Origin of the sequence: Cysteiniphilum sp. 19S12-1 (assembly GCF_052030685.1) — a bacterium.
In the GTDB taxonomy this organism is placed as follows: Bacteria; Pseudomonadota; Gammaproteobacteria; order Francisellales; family Francisellaceae; genus Caedibacter.
In genome coordinates, this window is the sequence record NZ_JBQAJM010000015.1 from 13,452 (window position 1) to 29,984 (window position 16,533).

At 39.3% G+C, this 16,533-nt stretch carries 18 protein-coding genes; 15 read left to right on the top strand and 3 right to left on the bottom strand.

The window, feature by feature from the left end; all coding sequences use genetic code 11:
* Window positions 1-169: 169 nt before the first annotated feature.
* On the bottom strand, window positions 170-1,462 hold the full coding sequence (purD, locus tag ACTS4L_RS06440; RefSeq protein ID WP_440616222.1) for a phosphoribosylamine--glycine ligase: 1,293 nt from the start codon (window positions 1,460-1,462) through the stop codon (window positions 170-172).
* Between the two features lie 194 nt (window positions 1,463-1,656).
* On the opposite strand from purD, the gene murG reads away from it, so the two are divergent.
* Entirely contained in the window at window positions 1,657-2,760 is a 1,104-nt protein-coding gene (gene murG, locus ACTS4L_RS06445; protein WP_440616223.1) for an undecaprenyldiphospho-muramoylpentapeptide beta-N-acetylglucosaminyltransferase, read from the top strand.
* A 38-nt stretch (window positions 2,761-2,798) separates the two neighbouring features.
* On the opposite strand, the gene ACTS4L_RS06450 is transcribed toward murG, so the two are convergent.
* On the bottom strand, window positions 2,799-3,302 hold the full coding sequence (locus ACTS4L_RS06450) for a GNAT family N-acetyltransferase (RefSeq protein WP_440616225.1): 504 nt from the start codon (window positions 3,300-3,302) through the stop codon (window positions 2,799-2,801).
* Window positions 3,303-3,312: 10 nt separating this feature from the next.
* Complete coding sequence (gene trpR / locus ACTS4L_RS06455) at window positions 3,313-3,609, bottom strand: trp operon repressor (protein WP_440616227.1); 297 nt, start codon at window positions 3,607-3,609, stop codon at window positions 3,313-3,315.
* Between the two features lie 457 nt (window positions 3,610-4,066).
* On the opposite strand from trpR, the gene ACTS4L_RS06460 reads away from it, so the two are divergent.
* The 14 genes from ACTS4L_RS06460 (at window position 4,067) to ACTS4L_RS06525 (ending at window position 16,528) form a co-directional block, all read left to right on the top strand.
* A complete protein-coding gene (locus ACTS4L_RS06460; RefSeq protein ID WP_440616228.1) occupies window positions 4,067-4,735 on the top strand; it encodes a protein-L-isoaspartate O-methyltransferase family protein in 669 nt (222 codons plus the stop codon).
* Window positions 4,736-4,764: 29 nt separating this feature from the next.
* Window positions 4,765-6,177 (top strand): TolC family outer membrane protein, encoded by a 1,413-nt coding sequence (locus ACTS4L_RS06465; RefSeq protein ID WP_440616230.1) that lies wholly within the window; start codon window positions 4,765-4,767, stop codon window positions 6,175-6,177.
* Between the two features lie 27 nt (window positions 6,178-6,204).
* Window positions 6,205-6,738, top strand: a complete 534-nt coding sequence (locus ACTS4L_RS06470) for a TIGR00645 family protein (protein WP_440616231.1) — start codon at window positions 6,205-6,207, stop codon at window positions 6,736-6,738.
* Between the two features lie 59 nt (window positions 6,739-6,797).
* Window positions 6,798-7,220, top strand: coding sequence for a SufE family protein (locus ACTS4L_RS06475; RefSeq protein WP_440616232.1), 423 nt, complete (start codon window positions 6,798-6,800; stop codon window positions 7,218-7,220).
* Window positions 7,183-7,941: a uroporphyrinogen-III synthase gene (locus ACTS4L_RS06480; protein ID WP_440616233.1), complete on the top strand. Its 759-nt coding sequence runs from the start codon at window positions 7,183-7,185 to the stop codon at window positions 7,939-7,941. The genes ACTS4L_RS06475 and ACTS4L_RS06480 overlap by 38 nt, the downstream gene beginning before the upstream one ends.
* 14 nt (window positions 7,942-7,955) lie before the next feature.
* A complete protein-coding gene (locus tag ACTS4L_RS06485) occupies window positions 7,956-9,206 on the top strand; it encodes a hypothetical protein (protein WP_440616234.1) in 1,251 nt (416 codons plus the stop codon).
* A complete protein-coding gene (locus tag ACTS4L_RS06490; RefSeq protein ID WP_440616235.1) occupies window positions 9,203-10,375 on the top strand; it encodes a hypothetical protein in 1,173 nt (390 codons plus the stop codon). Before ACTS4L_RS06485 ends, ACTS4L_RS06490 begins: the two co-directional genes overlap by 4 nt.
* Window positions 10,372-11,148, top strand: a complete 777-nt coding sequence (gene gloB, locus ACTS4L_RS06495) for a hydroxyacylglutathione hydrolase (protein ID WP_440616236.1) — start codon at window positions 10,372-10,374, stop codon at window positions 11,146-11,148. The genes ACTS4L_RS06490 and gloB overlap by 4 nt, the downstream gene beginning before the upstream one ends.
* Window positions 11,138-11,926: a nucleoside triphosphate pyrophosphohydrolase gene (gene mazG, locus ACTS4L_RS06500; protein WP_440616238.1), complete on the top strand. Its 789-nt coding sequence runs from the start codon at window positions 11,138-11,140 to the stop codon at window positions 11,924-11,926. The genes gloB and mazG overlap by 11 nt, the downstream gene beginning before the upstream one ends.
* 339 nt (window positions 11,927-12,265) lie before the next feature.
* The gene (tolQ, locus tag ACTS4L_RS06505) at window positions 12,266-12,961 is read left to right on the top strand and encodes a protein TolQ (RefSeq protein ID WP_440616240.1); all 696 of its coding nucleotides are present in this window, start codon (window positions 12,266-12,268) and stop codon (window positions 12,959-12,961) included.
* A complete protein-coding gene (tolR, locus tag ACTS4L_RS06510; protein ID WP_440616241.1) occupies window positions 12,961-13,392 on the top strand; it encodes a protein TolR in 432 nt (143 codons plus the stop codon). Before tolQ ends, tolR begins: the two co-directional genes overlap by 1 nt.
* Before the next feature lie 11 nt (window positions 13,393-13,403).
* Entirely contained in the window at window positions 13,404-14,489 is a 1,086-nt protein-coding gene (gene tolA, locus ACTS4L_RS06515; protein WP_440616242.1) for a cell envelope integrity protein TolA, read from the top strand.
* 5 nt (window positions 14,490-14,494) lie between these two features.
* Window positions 14,495-15,817, top strand: coding sequence for a Tol-Pal system beta propeller repeat protein TolB (gene tolB, locus ACTS4L_RS06520; RefSeq protein ID WP_440616243.1), 1,323 nt, complete (start codon window positions 14,495-14,497; stop codon window positions 15,815-15,817).
* A gap of 54 nt (window positions 15,818-15,871) precedes the next feature.
* On the top strand, window positions 15,872-16,528 hold the full coding sequence (locus tag ACTS4L_RS06525; RefSeq protein WP_440616245.1) for an OmpA family protein: 657 nt from the start codon (window positions 15,872-15,874) through the stop codon (window positions 16,526-16,528).
* Window positions 16,529-16,533 lie beyond the last annotated feature (5 nt).

Below are 16,533 nucleotides of genomic sequence, written 5' to 3' on the forward strand. Positions count from 1 at the left end.
AATACATATCACGTTGTTATGCAAAATTTTAGACTACATTATTTGGTTGTGCCAGTAGCTATTCAGTTAACAAAAAACTTAGACCATTAACCCTAGTGAACTGAATCACTATTATTGATATTATCCCAAGAGATAAAAGCGTCAGCTTAATTTTATCTTGCACGCCTATTCAAGCAGATGTTGATGATTTGGCGAATGCCTTTTTACCAATATCCTTGCGGTGATATTCGTCTTGCCATGTAATGTTGGCTACTAATTTATAGGCGTGATTATAAGCTTCTTCAATATCACCACCTAATGCGGTAGCGCAAAGTACACGGCCACCATTGGTAACAATACTTACCCCATCGCGTCTGGTGCCAGCGTGAAAGACTTTGCTATTGGCATCATTGATTTGATCCAGTCCAATAATAATATCCCCTTTGTTATAACTATCAGGGTAGCCACCAGCTGCCATTACTACACCTAAGGCTGTATCTGGGTTCCATTGAGTCTCGTATTCATCAAGTTCTTCATTTAATGCGGCAAATGCAAGTTCAACTAAATCAGATTCTAAGCGCATCATAATTGGTTGAGTCTCAGGGTCTCCAAAGCGGCAATTAAACTCTAAGGTTTTAATATCGCCATTTGGCATGATCATAAGTCCTGCGTACAGAAAACCCTTATAGGCTTCACCTTCATTTTTCATACCATCAATGACCGGTTGAATAATGTGTTGCATCACTTGTTGGTGAACTTCATTAGTAACAATTGGTGCTGGTGAGTAAGCGCCCATACCGCCTGTGTTTGGTCCTTTATCACCATCATCACGTGCTTTATGATCTTGTGAACTTGCCATGGCTAATGCATGTGTGCCATCGCATAGTACAATAAAGCTTGCTTCCTCGCCATCAAGGAATTCTTCGATAACAATCTCGCAACCGGCATCACCAAAGCGATTTCCATCAAGCATATCTTCAATAGTGCTTTCGGCTTCCTGTATGCTTTGAGCGATGACAACGCCTTTGCCTGCAGCCAAACCGCTAGCTTTGATAACAATCGGTAAGCTCACTTCTTTCAGATAAGCCTTGGCTTTGTCAACTTCGGTGAAATTTTGATAGCGCGCTGTTGGGATGTTGTATTTGGTCATAAAGTCTTTGCTAAAAGCTTTAGAGGATTCCAGTTGTGCGCATTGCTTTTTCGGTCCTAAACAATTTAAACCATGGGCTTCAAATTCATCGACAATTCCAAGGCTCAAGGGTAATTCAGGGCCGACAATAGTCAGCTCGATTTCATTATCTTTGGCAAAGTTTATTAAATGTGGAATATCAGTCACCGCAATGTCAACATTGCTAACCTTTGCCTCACATTCAGTGCCGGCATTGCCAGGGGCGACATAGATGTGTGTGGCATGCTCAGATTGAGCAAGCTTCCACGCCAGTGCGTGTTCGCGACCACCGTTACCAATAACTAATATTTTCATGCAGGATTCCTTTGGCATTAAGTTTGTAAGTTTTAGATGCTCGTTAGTATATCATTGGGAAATCATTTTGCAGGTGTTATTTGCTAAGCGTATACTAGAGGTGGATATACAAATTAGTGCATAATCATTTGCTGCAACTAAGATGTGCTGTACAATTTAGCAAAACTTGTGAGATGAAATAGATAAGGGATGGCGTGAAGCATAATCATAATTCAAAACACAGTGTGCTTATTATGGCAGGAGGAACTGGTGGGCATATATTCCCAGCATTAGCGGTAGCAGATGAGCTTAAAGAACAAGGCATTGAAGTATTTTGGCTTGGGACTGAATATGGTTTAGAGACTAAACTAGTTGGTGAGCGTTATCCACTGTTTTATCTATCTGTTCGTGGTGTGCGTAAAAAGGGCATGCTAAAAAAACTGTGTTTACCCTTTAGTTTAAGTTATGCGGTCTTGCAGGCAATGCGAGTGATTCGCAAACAAAAAATCAAAGTGGTTATTGGCTTTGGCGGTTATGCAGCAGGTCCTGGTGGGTTAGCAGCACGCCTTATGCGTGTGCCTTTGATTGTCCATGAGCAAAACGCGCGTCCAGGTATGACGAATAAAACACTCGCCAAATTTGCGCGTAAAGTATTGTGTGCTTTTCCAACCAGTGCTTTTAAAACAAAATCAAGCGTTGAGGTGATTGGTAATCCGATTCGTGATGAAATTAAGGTGTTGCATGAGCAAAAACATGATTTTTATAAGCATGTATTAAATGTTTTGGTATTAGGAGGCAGTCAAGGGGCTAAGCTGTTAAACGACGCGATGCCAGAATTTGTGCGTGATTTGCCAAAGGATGCTTGCGTTAATCTATGGCACCAAACAGGTGAGAAAACGTATCAAGAGACTAAAGATGCCTATAGTTCATTATCTCCTGATTATAAATGTGAGCTTAAAATTGAGCCATTTATCAGTGATATGGCAGCTGCTTATCAGTGGGCAGACATTGTTGTTTGTCGTGCGGGTGCTCTAACTGTTTCCGAGGTTGCTTGCGCCGGTGTGCCTGCTTTTTTTGTGCCGTTTGCTCAAGCGGTAGATGATCATCAATATCACAATGCGCAATTTCTAGTTCAGGCAGAGGCAGCAATTTGCATCCGTGAGCAGAATTTTAATGCGCAAAAGTTAATGGCTTTTGTGCGTGCGATGGATATGAATCGTGCTCAGCTTGAGAAAATGTCGAATCATGCAAAGGGTGTTGCAAAGTTAGATGCTGTTGCAAAAGTTGTGGCAGAAACTAAAAAATACTTTGCTGTCTGAATGAAAGTAAATAGCCGTATTTAAATCAAGAAATTAGTTTATGCGACAAGATGGCTCAATTGAACTTGAGCTATTGGCGATTCTTGCCGCATTAGATGCTTTTTTGCGCTGGATAACACCTTTTTTTTCATAATGATAATATCACTTAGATTTTGATTAGAGATGTAATCGCTCATTTGCAGTGGTAACTTGATCTTGATTGTTTGCTCGAAGCCTGCGCACTCAAGATAGTTGGCTCCAAATTGGGTAAACGCATATAACGCATCACAATTAAGATTATCAGCAAGCTGTTCGATATGATTGAGTAATTTCGCTGCAATTTTTTGATTGCGGTGTGCTTTGTGTGTTGTTAATGCTTTAACAATCATGGCATTGTGATAAATTTCGATGTGAGCAACGCCGGCAAGTTCGTTGCGCTTAGTAAAAAAGCCAAAAAAGAGCTGTCTTGGGCTAAAAAACCATTCAGCATTAAAAAAGTTTACATCAGCAAAAAGTTGTTGAACTTGTGATTGATGTGCTTTTGTTAGTGCTTGAATCGTCATAAAGCGCTCCTTAAGTATTAGCTTTTTTAGCTTTGGGTTGTATGAACTTTTGTTTTATTTCGTCAGGTAACACTTTTAATGCGTTAGAACAACGCGTCACAGTGCTAATGCTGACCCTTAAGTTTTTAGCAATTTCACGCTGAGGCTTTTCACCTAATATCATAAGTTCTGCTAAAGCATAGCGGTTAGCTATCTGATTTTTTTCCTCAAGTGTGAACAAAAAATCCAATAATGTTGTCATTTCAGTTTCATCATTTGTCTGTTGTAACAGTTTAACTAAGTTTTTCCAGTTGGATTCCATGATCATGCGACCAAATCTTTGTATTAGTGTAACGATACATGCGTGATTGTGATCTGTCCAGCTAAAATTGGAAAAATTTAAAAACGTGTTCAGTGCTTGACAAAATATAATGACATATACCCATCATAAACCATTTTACAGAATCTCTTGCTTTGCATTTGCCGCGCCTTTACAAAGTTGAATTTTGGCAATAGTCCTAGCTATTACCTGCAATCCAACTTTGTAAAACCCTCATAAACTGCTTTGCAACTAAACACCGCAAAATGATTTACGATGGGTGTAAAAGCTATGTAATAAGCGCTAACAGTATTTGAATATATTCATCAATGCATTTAGAATAACCAGCACTAAATTGTGGTATAGTGCGCGTTAATTGAAAATGTGAAGTTGAAGTGACCAAAGTTGCCACTGACTCAATAGATTAAGATTTGAAATAATCAAAGTAGATAAAAAGGTTTTGTGCATGAATATAGAGCTTGCAAAAGAAAATATGATCAAACAGCAAATACGAACATTAGGTGTACCCTATGGTGATTTGCTCAGTGTGATTATTGACACCCCGCGTGAGGTTTTTGTTCCTAGTAATTATAAAGAGGTTGCATATTCAGAGGTTGAGATTCCGCTTAATCACCATCAATATGAATTAACACCACAAACAGTGACTAAAATGCTGCAATTACTACAACCTAAAAAGCATGAAAGAGTACTTGAACTTGGCTGTGGTAGCGGTTATTTAACAGCACTTTTGGCAAAGCTCACCAAGTTAGTTGATGTGGTCGATCAGCATGAAGATATGTTAAATCACGTCAGAAATGCGCTAAAAACGATTGGCGTTTACAATGCTAAATATCATGTGAATAAAGAAAATAGCGTGGATGTTTTAAACCAGTTGCTGCAACAGCATAATGTTTTTGACTTAGTGATTGTTAAAGAGATGCAAAAATCAGAGCCTACGGATTATCTAAAATATCTCGCTGCCAATGGTAGAATGTTGTACTTTCTTGAAAAAGATAGCTATGCTAAGGCTGTTTTGGTACAAAAGAATGCGGATGGATCTTACCAGCAAATGTCAACGTTTGATGTTTATAAGCCAGTAGGGCAAAAAGTGCAGGATGAAACATTTCAATTTTAGGTAATAATGATAAAAGGTTAGGTAAATAGATGAAAAAAATCACCTTAATAATGAGTGGATTGCTTTTCTTGGGATATGCATCAGCAGAGCCTGCTGATTCTCCGACAAAAACGCAAACAACAACTACTACTACAGCGAATGTATCACAGACACAAGCGCAAAACTTATCGGATATTTATCAGTTAGCGCAAAAACGAAATGCACAGTATTTGGCGGCAGAAGCTACATTTAACTCTACTCAAGAGGCCGTGTCAGCTGTATTAGGCAAGCTTTTGCCAAATATTACGCTAAGTTATAATGCACAAGGCAACTACAGCTCGACGGCAGATGCATCAAAAGGGCAGAAATCAAAATACTTTACACAATCACCAAGCTTAACAGCAACTCAAGCACTTTTTAACTGGGGTGCTTGGGGTGGTTATAATTATGCAGATTATCAGGCAAAAGCTGATGCAATTACTTTTGTAATGGCGCAAGCAAGTCTGATTACCAATGTTGCCAGTGCTTATTTTGCGGTGTTGCAAGCTCAGGATAATCTAGCATATGCACAAGCGAACCAATCATGGAACAAAGAGCTTTTAAATCAAACACAAGAGAAATACAAAGTTGGTTTATCTGCCATTACCGATGTTCAGGCAATCAAAGCACAATATGAGCAAGCTGTGGCGGCAACGGTTCAAGCAAAAAATGATTTGGCAACATCCTATGCGACATTAAGTCAAATTATCGGTCAACAAGTGACCTCAATTGAAAATTTAAGTAATAAGTTTCCGTTTGATAAGCCAGATCCAGATAATATGGATAAATGGATGGATATTGCCTTAAAGCAAAATTATAACATCGTCCAGAATCAGTTTCTTTTGGAGGCTGCTAAGGCGGGTGTCAGTGGTCTATGGGGTAATTTCTTACCCGCAGCAACATTAACAGCCAAAGCTTCAAGAGGACTAAACTATCAAAATACTAATTACACTTCAGGAAGCAATAGTGCATCAGTTGGTGTCGGTGTGTCTTGGAATGTGTTAAACGGTGGCAGTGATTATGCCTCATTAAAACAGCAGCAATATACAAAAGAAGCCTCAAAGTATACGTTGTTAGAAGCCGAGCGTGAGACAGAAAGTCAGCTGAAAACAGCTTATTTGACCGTTTTATCTGACATTGCGCAAGTTGAAGCTTATAAACAGGCAGTCATTGCCGCAGAAGCTTCTGTGAAAGCAATGAAAGCCGGCTATGAGGTGGGAACGCATACGATTGTTGATCTTTTGCAGCAACAACAGCAGCTTTTCCAGGCGCAGCAGCAATATGCACAGTCGAAATACGCCTATATTAATGACTTGCTAACACTCAAGAATACTGCCGGTGTGATTAGTTACAAAGATATCAATGCGATTAATAAGTGGCTAACTGCAGATAAAGTTTCTACTAAAAGTAGTGGCAAAATTTAGTATTAGTTAATAGAAGGCATACCTTAAATGTCAAATAATAAAAAAGACGGCAGACTAAGCTACATAGAAGTTCTTTTGGAGCGTATTGTTTTTGCTAGTCGTTGGATTCAGGCACCAATTTATCTTATTTTGATATTGGTGCTTTTGGCATTTGTTTATCAAATGGCGAATGAAGTATTACATCTTTTCACCAGTCTAAACGTGCTTAAGCCGCATGAATTAATCGTGTTGGGGTTGACACTTTGTGATACCGTTTTAGTTGCAAACCTGATTGTTATTGTGATTATCAGTGGCTATGAGAATTTTGTCTCTAAGATTGACGTTGAGCATAAATCTGGTGAGCCGATTTGGATCAAGCGTTTATCACATACGGGGGTTAAGCTTAAAATTGCAGGTTCAATCGTAGCGATTTCATCGATTTCGTTGTTAAAACAATTTCTAGATATCCCGCAGTTATCAAACCGTGAGTTACTGTGGTATGTTGTATTGCATTTGACGTTTTTAATCTCGGCACTTATTTTGGTGTTTGTTGGGTTGTTAGAGAAGAAAATTAAAGAATAGACATATGTGGGTAAGCGCCTGAATGCAAGGCGTGTCACTAAAAAACTACTGGATAGATGATGACAATTAAAAACCGCCAACAGGCAATAGTTGATGATTTTGATTTTTTTGATGACTGGAGTGATAAATACGCCTATCTTATCGGTTTAGGTAAGAGTCTTGAGCCATTTCCAGAGGATAAAAAAGATGAAGCGCACATGGTCAAAGGATGTCAGTCACAAGTGTGGTTTGATGCTATTTTGGATGATGGCAAACTCAAGTTTTATGCGGTTAGTGATGCGGCAATTGTTTCAGGCTTAATTGGATTGTTATTGAAAGTCTATAGCGGATCTACGCCAAAAGAAATTGTAGCATCAGATACTGATTTTATGAGTGAAATTGGCTTAGCAAAACATCTAAGTCCCACGCGCAACAATGGACTGCATGCAATGATTAACTATATTTATGGTACGGCACAGAAATATGTCGATGTTAGCGCCTGAGGTTATTGTTTTTAGACCTGAACCAAAAGCTTCTTTGTTGGTTGATACACTTTGTTTTCATAATATTTCGGCATTAGCGGTTGAACCATTTGCGATTGAATATATTCCTTTTGAAATAGCGAGTGCGGCGTATACGGATATTATTTTTACCAGTACCTATGCGGTGGAATCATTTTTCAGTGCTGTTCCTGATCATGCAATAATGGTTCATGCAACTATTTGGACAGTTGGTAGCGTCACAGCGTTAGCCTTACATAAGCATGGTATTAAGGCGCATTATCCTGATAAAGCCGATTCAGAGCATCTGTTAGCAATCTTGTCAGATACTGGTCAATCGATAAGTGATCGCCATTTCCTATTGATTAAAGGTGTAGGTGGGCGTGAATTATTAACCAATGTGCTACAACAACAAGCGGCAAGTTTTTCACTGATCAATTGTTATGAACGTAAGCCTTGTGATAAAAGGGAGTTGCTAAGGAAAATACAGCAGATTAATTGGGATAACAGACATCCTAGAATTTTACTCTATACAAGCTTTGATGCACTCAAAGCTTCAATGCCAATTTTTGAGGTCTTTAGTGATTGGCAGCAAAAATGTACGGTTACCGTGACAAATAGGCGAATGTTGGACTGGGCTAAACGCCAAGGTTTTGTTAAATTATATCTGTTAGAGAATTTAACCCATGATCAGCTTGTAGCACAGATCATTAAGCTGCGATAAGAGGATGTGACAGTATGTCAGAAAAAAGAACTCATGAGGGTAACGACGCTGATTTAGCCGAAGCGACAGTTCATGCAAAGAAAGATAATGGAAGCTTTACTGCTGAGAAATCTAAAAGCGAGGGTAAAGCGGTAAAGAAAGTCCGCAATGAAAATAAAATGAGTTGTTGGCGAGGCTATATTGCTATTGTCATTGTGGTATTTGTTTTTGCGATTTTAGGCTTGGCAGCGAGTATGTTTGTGTTATATAAGCAACAAAGCTATAACCAAACGTTGCAAAAACTTGAATCAGTGGTAGCAACACCTGTTAAGACCGATGATACAGCAGCGAAGCTTCTACAAAGTAAGTTAGATGCTCAGACGGTAAAACTTGATAATCAAGCCAAGATGATCGATGCGCTTGAAGCAAAGCAGGCAAATCAGCAAAATGCGGTCACTGAAGCGCTAAAAGCCAATCAGCTTAATCAAGTGCAACTATCACAAAATGTAGCACAACTAAAACAAAGTTATTTGCTTCCTAGTTCACAGCTTAGTCAACAGATTCAACAAATGCATAAACAAGCGGTTGTTATTAATCTGCAATTTGCCAAACAGGCGTGGCAGGTTTTAGGCAGTAAAGCGCAAAGTTTATTTTTCCTAAATCAGTCAAAAGCGTTATTAATGAATGTTGATGGTGCTGCTAAATGGATGCCCGCTTTAGATGCATTGATTACGCAAATTAATAATGAACCAAGTATTGATGAAAGCTTGGCTAAAATTAATAACCTGCAGCAACTATTATTAAGTTTGCATATTCAGCCACCATTGACTTTGGTTAAAAATAATCAGTCAGACAAAAATGATGTGAATGAAATTAACCAAAAGAATACTTGGCAGGATGCATTATCGCATTCTTGGCAACAAATGAAGTCACTTATCCAAGTTGAGAAAATGAAACCTCAGGATCAATTATTATTAAGCCAACAGGCGCAGATGAAAGTGTTAGCAAGTCTCTATCAGTTGCTCTGGCAGTTAAAGCTTGCCGTGATTAATAACAACTCACAGATGCTTACTGAAGTGAAAACACAGTTTAAACAAATACTTGGGCAGTATTTTAAGGCTGATGATTCTAGCAAGAAAATCATAGATGTTATAAGTAAGATTCACGTTATCAATACCGATGTGATAAATGGTGATATTGATGCATTAACTCATGCAATATTAAAAGGGGATAACCTTTCATCCAAGGATATTCCGGCAACTGAAACCAAAGGTAATCAGCGATGAAAAAAATCATCTGGTTGGTATTGATTTGTGCGTTAGCCGTATTAATTAGCTTGTGGGTAATTGCTAATCCTGGTGTTGTCGCATTTTTTGTCAAAGATACGTTAATCAAATTACCACTATGGCTTTTTGTGGTATTGATTGTCGCACTCTTTTGTATTCTTGGTCTTTTATATCACTTATTAAAACTTGTATTGTTGAGCCCAAAACAGTGGTGGCAAGGCTTGCGTGTACGTAGGCGCGATAGATTGACTTATAAGTTGGTTGAAATGCAGAGGGCATATTTATTAAGAGACCATCATCGATTAGAGAAAAAATATACGCTAGCAAAGCTTAATATGCCTATAGTTGGCGATGGCTTGGTGATGTTGTATTGGCAAGGCTTGTTAGCGCAAGGTAAATATCAGGAGCTGCAAAGCATTTTGCAAACTTCAAGTAGAGCCAACAAAAAGACATTTGTTTGGCGCTATTATCAGGCAATGGTTTTTTATAAAGTGGCAGCATTTGATGAAGCAATGCCTTTATTGGTTGCATTAATCAAAGACTCACCAAATAGCATTGAAATTATTGAGGCGCTAATCAATAGCCAGTTGGCTGAGAAAAGAATTATTGATGCGAAAAACACGCTATTAAAATATCAGCGAGTTTTATCGTCATTAACTGCTGATAATGCATTTCAGCAGTTATTTAGTCATGCGATTTCCTTACGCGATTTAAATGAAATCTGGCAAAGTATGCCACGGACACATAGTCTGACACTTGATGCAGAATATGCATATTTCAATCGTTTATATAGTTTGGTGCCACAGGCTGAATTTAAAGAGCGTATGCAAAAACGCTTACTAGCATCATTTGATAAACCACTTATTAGCTTATATTTAGAGCTTACAAAAGAGAATGCGGCGTATGAATTTGTGCGTTCATGTTGGCTTAAACAGCTAAATCAAGATGATCAAAGCTTGAATATCTTGGTCATAAGTTTTGCCTTGATTTATCAAGATGATGAATTTGTCGCTGCAAACTTATCCAAGGTGCATGAAAGCGCTTTAACGATAGCTGAACAGTTGAAATATTTATTAGCAAAAGAGCGACTAGCTTATAAGCAATCGATGCCAAATCAAGCACAAAAGTACCGTGCGCTGCATGATCAATTATTACTGGAGCATTTATGATATATGTTAAACGTTGGTATTTGAATAATCCACTTAGAAATTATAATTATCTTGTTGTCAACGACCTCAATCATAAGGCGTTGATTATTGATCCAACAATGGCGGATCATTATGAACAATTTTTAACTGAATATAATATTGAAGCAGAAGCTATTTTACTCACGCATGATCATGGTGACCATATTGCAGCAGTGGCTGCGTTAAAGGCGAAATACAATATTCCCGTTTATGCACATTTTGAGCATTATCGTGGTCATCAGGTTGATCATTATGTTAAAGATAATGAAATACTGAACTTTAATACAGCGAATTGTCAGGTAATTACGTGTCCTGGGCATATTGCCTCACATGTCAGTTTTTATTTCCCGCAACAAGAGCTTCTTTTTTGTGGGGATACGATATTTACAGCAGGTGTTGGCAATGTCAAAGATAGTACGGCGGATGTGCTGCGTTTATATCATAGCATTGAGAAATTGCGATCACTGCCGGAAACAACAAAACTGTATCCAGCGCATGATTATTTTGAAAATAATTTGTCTTTTGCGCAATCAATTCAGCCGCAAGATGATTATTATCGTCTTTGGTTTGATAAAGTCACGGACATAGCGCCTGAGGATAAACCGATCACAACGCTTGCTGATGAGAATCAAATGAATATTTTCTTTAGAGCAAACGAAAGTGAGCTTCAAGCAACTCTACGCCAGCAAAATGAGCATGTCATTGATGCGCAAACAGCATTTTGTGAATTAAGAGCGCGTAAAGATGTCTTCTAAAACCTTGGCGAAATATCAACTGTCTGATCTTTTGGATGTGATGTCGGCATTGCGTGATAAAAATGAGGGGTGCGCATGGAGTTTAGCGCAAACGTGGCAAAGCTTAACAGAATATACGATTGAAGAAGCTTATGAGTTAGTTGATGCAATAGATAATAACTCAAGTGAAGCGGTGAAATATGAGTTGGCAGATCTGTTAAACCAAGTGGTTTTTTATGCGCAAATTGCTAAAGAGCAGGCATTATTCGAGTTTGGCGATATAGTGGATGCGTTAGCCCGAAAATTGATTGAACGCCATCCAGATGTCTTTGATAAAGGTAATATCAAAGATGTTGAAACGCTAGAGCAACAATGGCTAGATATAAAACGGCGTGAACGCGGCAAATTAAACAGTGAGCTTGATGGTATTGCCTTGAATCTTCCGGCATTAACTGTCGCCAAGAAAATGCAAATAAGAGCCTCAGGTGTTGGTTTTGATTGGCAGAAAATAGAAGATGTCTTTGACAAGCTTGAAAGTGAGGTGGATGAGCTTAAAGAAGTGCTATTACATGATCAGCAAAAAGCACAAGATGAGCTTGGTGATTTACTCTTTAGCTGTGTCAATCTTGCCAGACACTTAAAAGCAGATCCTGAGATGTTAATGCGTCAAGCGAATCAAAAATTTGCCCGACGTTTTCGCGGCGTGGAAGCTGCATTAAAAGCGCAAGATCTTAATATGCTTGATGTGGATGCTGATGAGCTAAACAGGTTATGGGAATTGCAAAAGCAAGTTAAGTGAAAAGTTAATAGCACTACCTTTAGCAGGATCTCTAACCATCCATGGCAGCTTCGCATTGGATCCTCACGTCATCCTGGCTCAGGATGACAAGTCAGAAGGTGTCATTGCGAGCATGGATGCGCGGCAATCCATTTTTGTCAGGGATGGTAGATTTAAGTTCGTTGCAAAGCCTATATTCATAAGCTAATTATTAAGGTAGTGCCATTAAAGTGAAAAAAGCTTTTTCATATTACTTATGCGCTGTAACAAGATAAGAAATCCGCCGTAATTTCCTTTGGTAATTTATGTAATCATAATACAATAAAGCACCTGTTTTATTTAAGTTTAAAAGGATCTTGTGTGTCCAATAATTTGTCTTTCTGGCATTTGGTGTTAAATGCTGACATCGTTGTGCAGTTAATTATTTTAATTTTAATCGTTGGTTCTATCTGGTCGTGGGCGATTATGATTCAGCGTTATCAAGTGCTGAAGTCTGCCAAAACTGAAGCAAGAGCTTTTGCTAAGCGTTTTTGGTCGAGTGGAAATATCAATAAAGTCTATCAAGAGCTGCAGCACAATAAACACAAAAACCAAGGGTTATCCTACCTTTTTAGCTGTGGCTTTCGTGAATTTATGCGGTTACGTAAACAAGGTGAATTACATGGTGATGTTGTTTTAGAAGGTGTTGAGCGCTCAATGCGCGTGGCAATGATGCAAGAAAGTGAAAAACTTGAACATCAAATTTCGCTATTAGGGACGATTGGTTCTATTGCGCCTTATGTTGGTTTGTTAGGAACGGTATGGGGTATTATGGCATCGTTTACCGCCCTAGGTGGTGTGGAGCAAGCCACTTTGTCAATGGTGGCGCCACATATTGCTGAAGCCTTGATTGCTACAGCTTTAGGCCTGTTTGTGGCAATTCCTGCGGTGGTTGGTTATAACCGCTATTCACGTTTGGTCGATGGGGTGTTGCTTGAGTATGAAAACTTTCAAGATGAATTATGTACTTTGCTTTATCGCGAAGCGTATAAACCTGAGATAAGCGAGGAAGCATAATGCGTCGAAGAAACTCGCGTCGCACCAAACGTCAAGCCATGGTTGAGATCAACGTCGTCCCTTATATTGACGTGATGTTGGTGTTATTAATCATTTTTATGATTACGGCACCGATGCTAACACAAGGTGTCAAGGTTGATTTACCACAAGCCCAAGCCAAGAAAATCCCACCTTCTGATCAAAAACCGTTGATTGTGACAGTCAATCAACAAGGTCAATATTTTATAAATCGCAATGATGAGCAAAACGCATTAACAGCAAGTCAACTAAGTGAGCTTGTTGCCACGACATTAGCGCAAGATAAAGACAAGCAGATCTATGTGCGTGGTGATAAAAATGCAAGTTATGGTCAAGTGGTTGAAGCGATGGTTCTGCTGCAAAAAGCAGGTGTAGCGAGTGTTGGGTTGGTTACTGATGATCCCAAAGAGTAAGCGACGTATTTATGACCAATAAGTCAAAGCAATCAAGCAAGTTTAATCAACTAAAGGCATGTGTTAAGAGGCTTTATGTGGCAGCCACTGCAACACCTGAGCGTTTGAGCTTTTGCTATTCTGTTTTGTCGCATGTGGCGTTAGTGATTGGTTTAATTATCATTGCCAGTGTTTTGCAAACAAAAAAGAACACGCTTAATCTTACTGGTGGACGTACTGTTGTGACATTGAATAGCAAGGAGGTTGTCCAAGCAACAGCAATTTCCAGTGAAAGTGTCGATCAGCAAGTTGCTGCATTTGATCAAAAACAGCAGCAAATAAAACAAGAAAATCTTGCTAAAGAAGAACAGCGTCAACAGAAGATCAAAGCGATTGAAGAGAAGATTGCAAAAGCACATGCTGCTGAGATAAAGCGTCAAGCGGAATTAAAAGCTAGAGAGGCTGCCAAACAAAAAGCATTAGCAGAAGCCAAATTAAAAGCAGAGGCAGAGGCGCGAGCTAAAGAGGCGCAAAAGCAAAAAGCCTTAGCACAAGCAGAAGAAGCAAAGAAAGCGGAAAAAGAAAAACAAGAAAAACAGTTAAAAGCTCAACAAGAAGCACAAAAGAAAGCGCAAAAGCTTGCTCAGGAAAAGGCGGAGCAACTAAAAGCGCAACAAGAAGCTGAAAAACTAGCCGAAGCCAAGAAAGCTCAGGCAGAAAAAGAAGAGAAAGAGGCAAAAGAAGCAGCGGCGCGAAAAGCCGCGTTAGATGCCTTAAGGCAGTCTGCATTAAGTGATTTAAATGCGCAAAGTGCGGAGGCTTACGCGCAAAGTGCGACCGAAAAAGCGCTACAAGCATATGCAAGTGCTTATAAGGCGCGAATTGAAGCCGTATGGATAATGGATGATTGTCGCAAAATAAGTGCAGATCATTTACCTACAGTAATGATTGTCCCTGGAGCTGATCCAGCAATTTCTGTTTCCAGTGGCAGTAAACAGTGTGATCGTTCACTGCTGTTAGCCTTTAAAAATGCACAGGCTCCAGCGTTACCGCAGGATAAAAAAGCAAGAGAGCTTATTGCACAAGGTATTGATTTTAAATTTGGACAACAAGGGTGATAAATATGCGCAAAATGATACAACTATATTGGTTACTTTTTTTAACATTGATAGTAGCCTGCTCAGCGCAGGCACGTTTGACCATTAATATTACTCAGGGGGTGTCTCAACAAATTCCTGTGGCAGTGATGCCATTTAATGGGCAAATGATTAAAAATAGTCAGCTGCCAGATGGTATTGCAGCGGTTATTGCTGATGACCTTCGCAATTCAGGGCGTATTGAGCCACAGACGTCAGACTTTGCACAAAAGATTGATAATGTACAACAAATCATCTGGTCGAAATGGTCAGCAGATTATGTACTTATCGGACAGATTGATAAAAACAATGGACGCTATAATATCACGTATGAGCTAGCCAGTAAGCTCAGTGGCAAGGTGTTAAGTGCACGTAAATTTACCAATCTTCAAGAAAGTCAATTGCGATTATTAGCGCATACCATTAGTAATTATATTTATGAGGCGATTACCGGCAGCAAAGGCTACTTTACATCAAAATTAGCATATATCGATGTTGAAAATCCTTATAATGTCAAAAGAGCAGTTTATCAACTGGTGGTGTCTGATTATGATGGCTTTAATCCACATGTGTTGTTGCGCCAAACCAAAGAGCCGATTATGTCACCGACTTGGTCGAAAGATGGCAAATATCTTGCCTATGTCAGTTATCACAAGGGTGGCATGGCAATTTATACGATTGGTGTCTATACCGGTGAGCGTAAAAAGGTTGCGAACTATGAAGGGATTAATAGCTCGCCAGCATTCTCACCCAATGGTACAACTTTGGCAATGGCGTTATCTCAAGGCTATTCTGAGAATACCAATATTTATTTAATGAATTTGAATAATGATAAACTGTATAAGAAGCTGACTTTAAATGGTATTAATACAGCGCCAACCTTCTCGCCATCAGGTAAAGAGGTTGCTTTTGTCTCAAACCGTGGTGGCAATCCACAAATTTATACCACCGATATTGATAGCAAATATCCTGCTTCAGAGCGCTTAACATATGGCACAAAACAAGCGTTTGATCCGCAATACACGGCAAATGGTCAAAGTATTGTGTTTATGTATCAAAAAGACAGTGGTTCTGGTACGCAGATCGCCAAAGTCGACTTAAGAGATAAGAGGATTACGGTATTAACGCATGGCTCAATGGATTCATCTCCGAGTGTGTCACCAGATGGTAATATGGTTATTTATGCACAAGGTCAGCCTTCAGGAGGTGCCAATCTTGCGATGGTGTCGATTGACGGCAAGGTTCAAATTAGCTTACCATCTAACACACAAGGCGCCATTCAATCACCCGCATGGTCACCAGCTGTGTAATAGCGTAACTCCAATAATTAAATTAAAAAACAACTAGAAGCTTAAGGAAACCCAATGAAATTAAGAATTAAAAAGTCCACTTCACTGGCGGCAGCAGGCATTTTGTCAGTATTATTGATCGCAGGATGTGCTTCACAGCGTCAAGCACCGATTGAAGGTATTGGTCCTGAGGGAAGTGCAGGCATGTCAGCACAAGGCAGTGGTGTTGAGACGAATGCGTTAGGGCAAGCAGGCAGCTTAGATAGCCAGAGTATTGCTGATTTACAAAGTCAAATTGCCAATATCGGACAATATACGCCAGTACAACAACAAGCAATGATTGCAGCATTAAATAGTATGAGCTCATGTAAGACAGTTTACTTTGCCTTTGATAGTACTTCATTAACCAATGATGCGAAAACATGTCTAAATCAAGTAGCAAGTTATTTATTGAAATATAATCAACCACTACGTTTGGCAGGGCATACTGACCCGCGCGGGAGTGAGAAATATAACTTAAATCTTGGGCAGCGTCGTGCTGATAGCGTGCGTCAATATTTACTACAACAAGGCGTTAGTGGCAGCCAGCTATGTACGGTGAGCTATGGCAAGTCGCAACCTGTGGCAGCACCTTCACAATTTTATGGTGAGATGACAAAAGCCAAAGCACAGCAGCATGCCTATTATTTAGATCGACGTGCTGAACTTGACTTTGGACAAACTTGCGGTTAATTCAT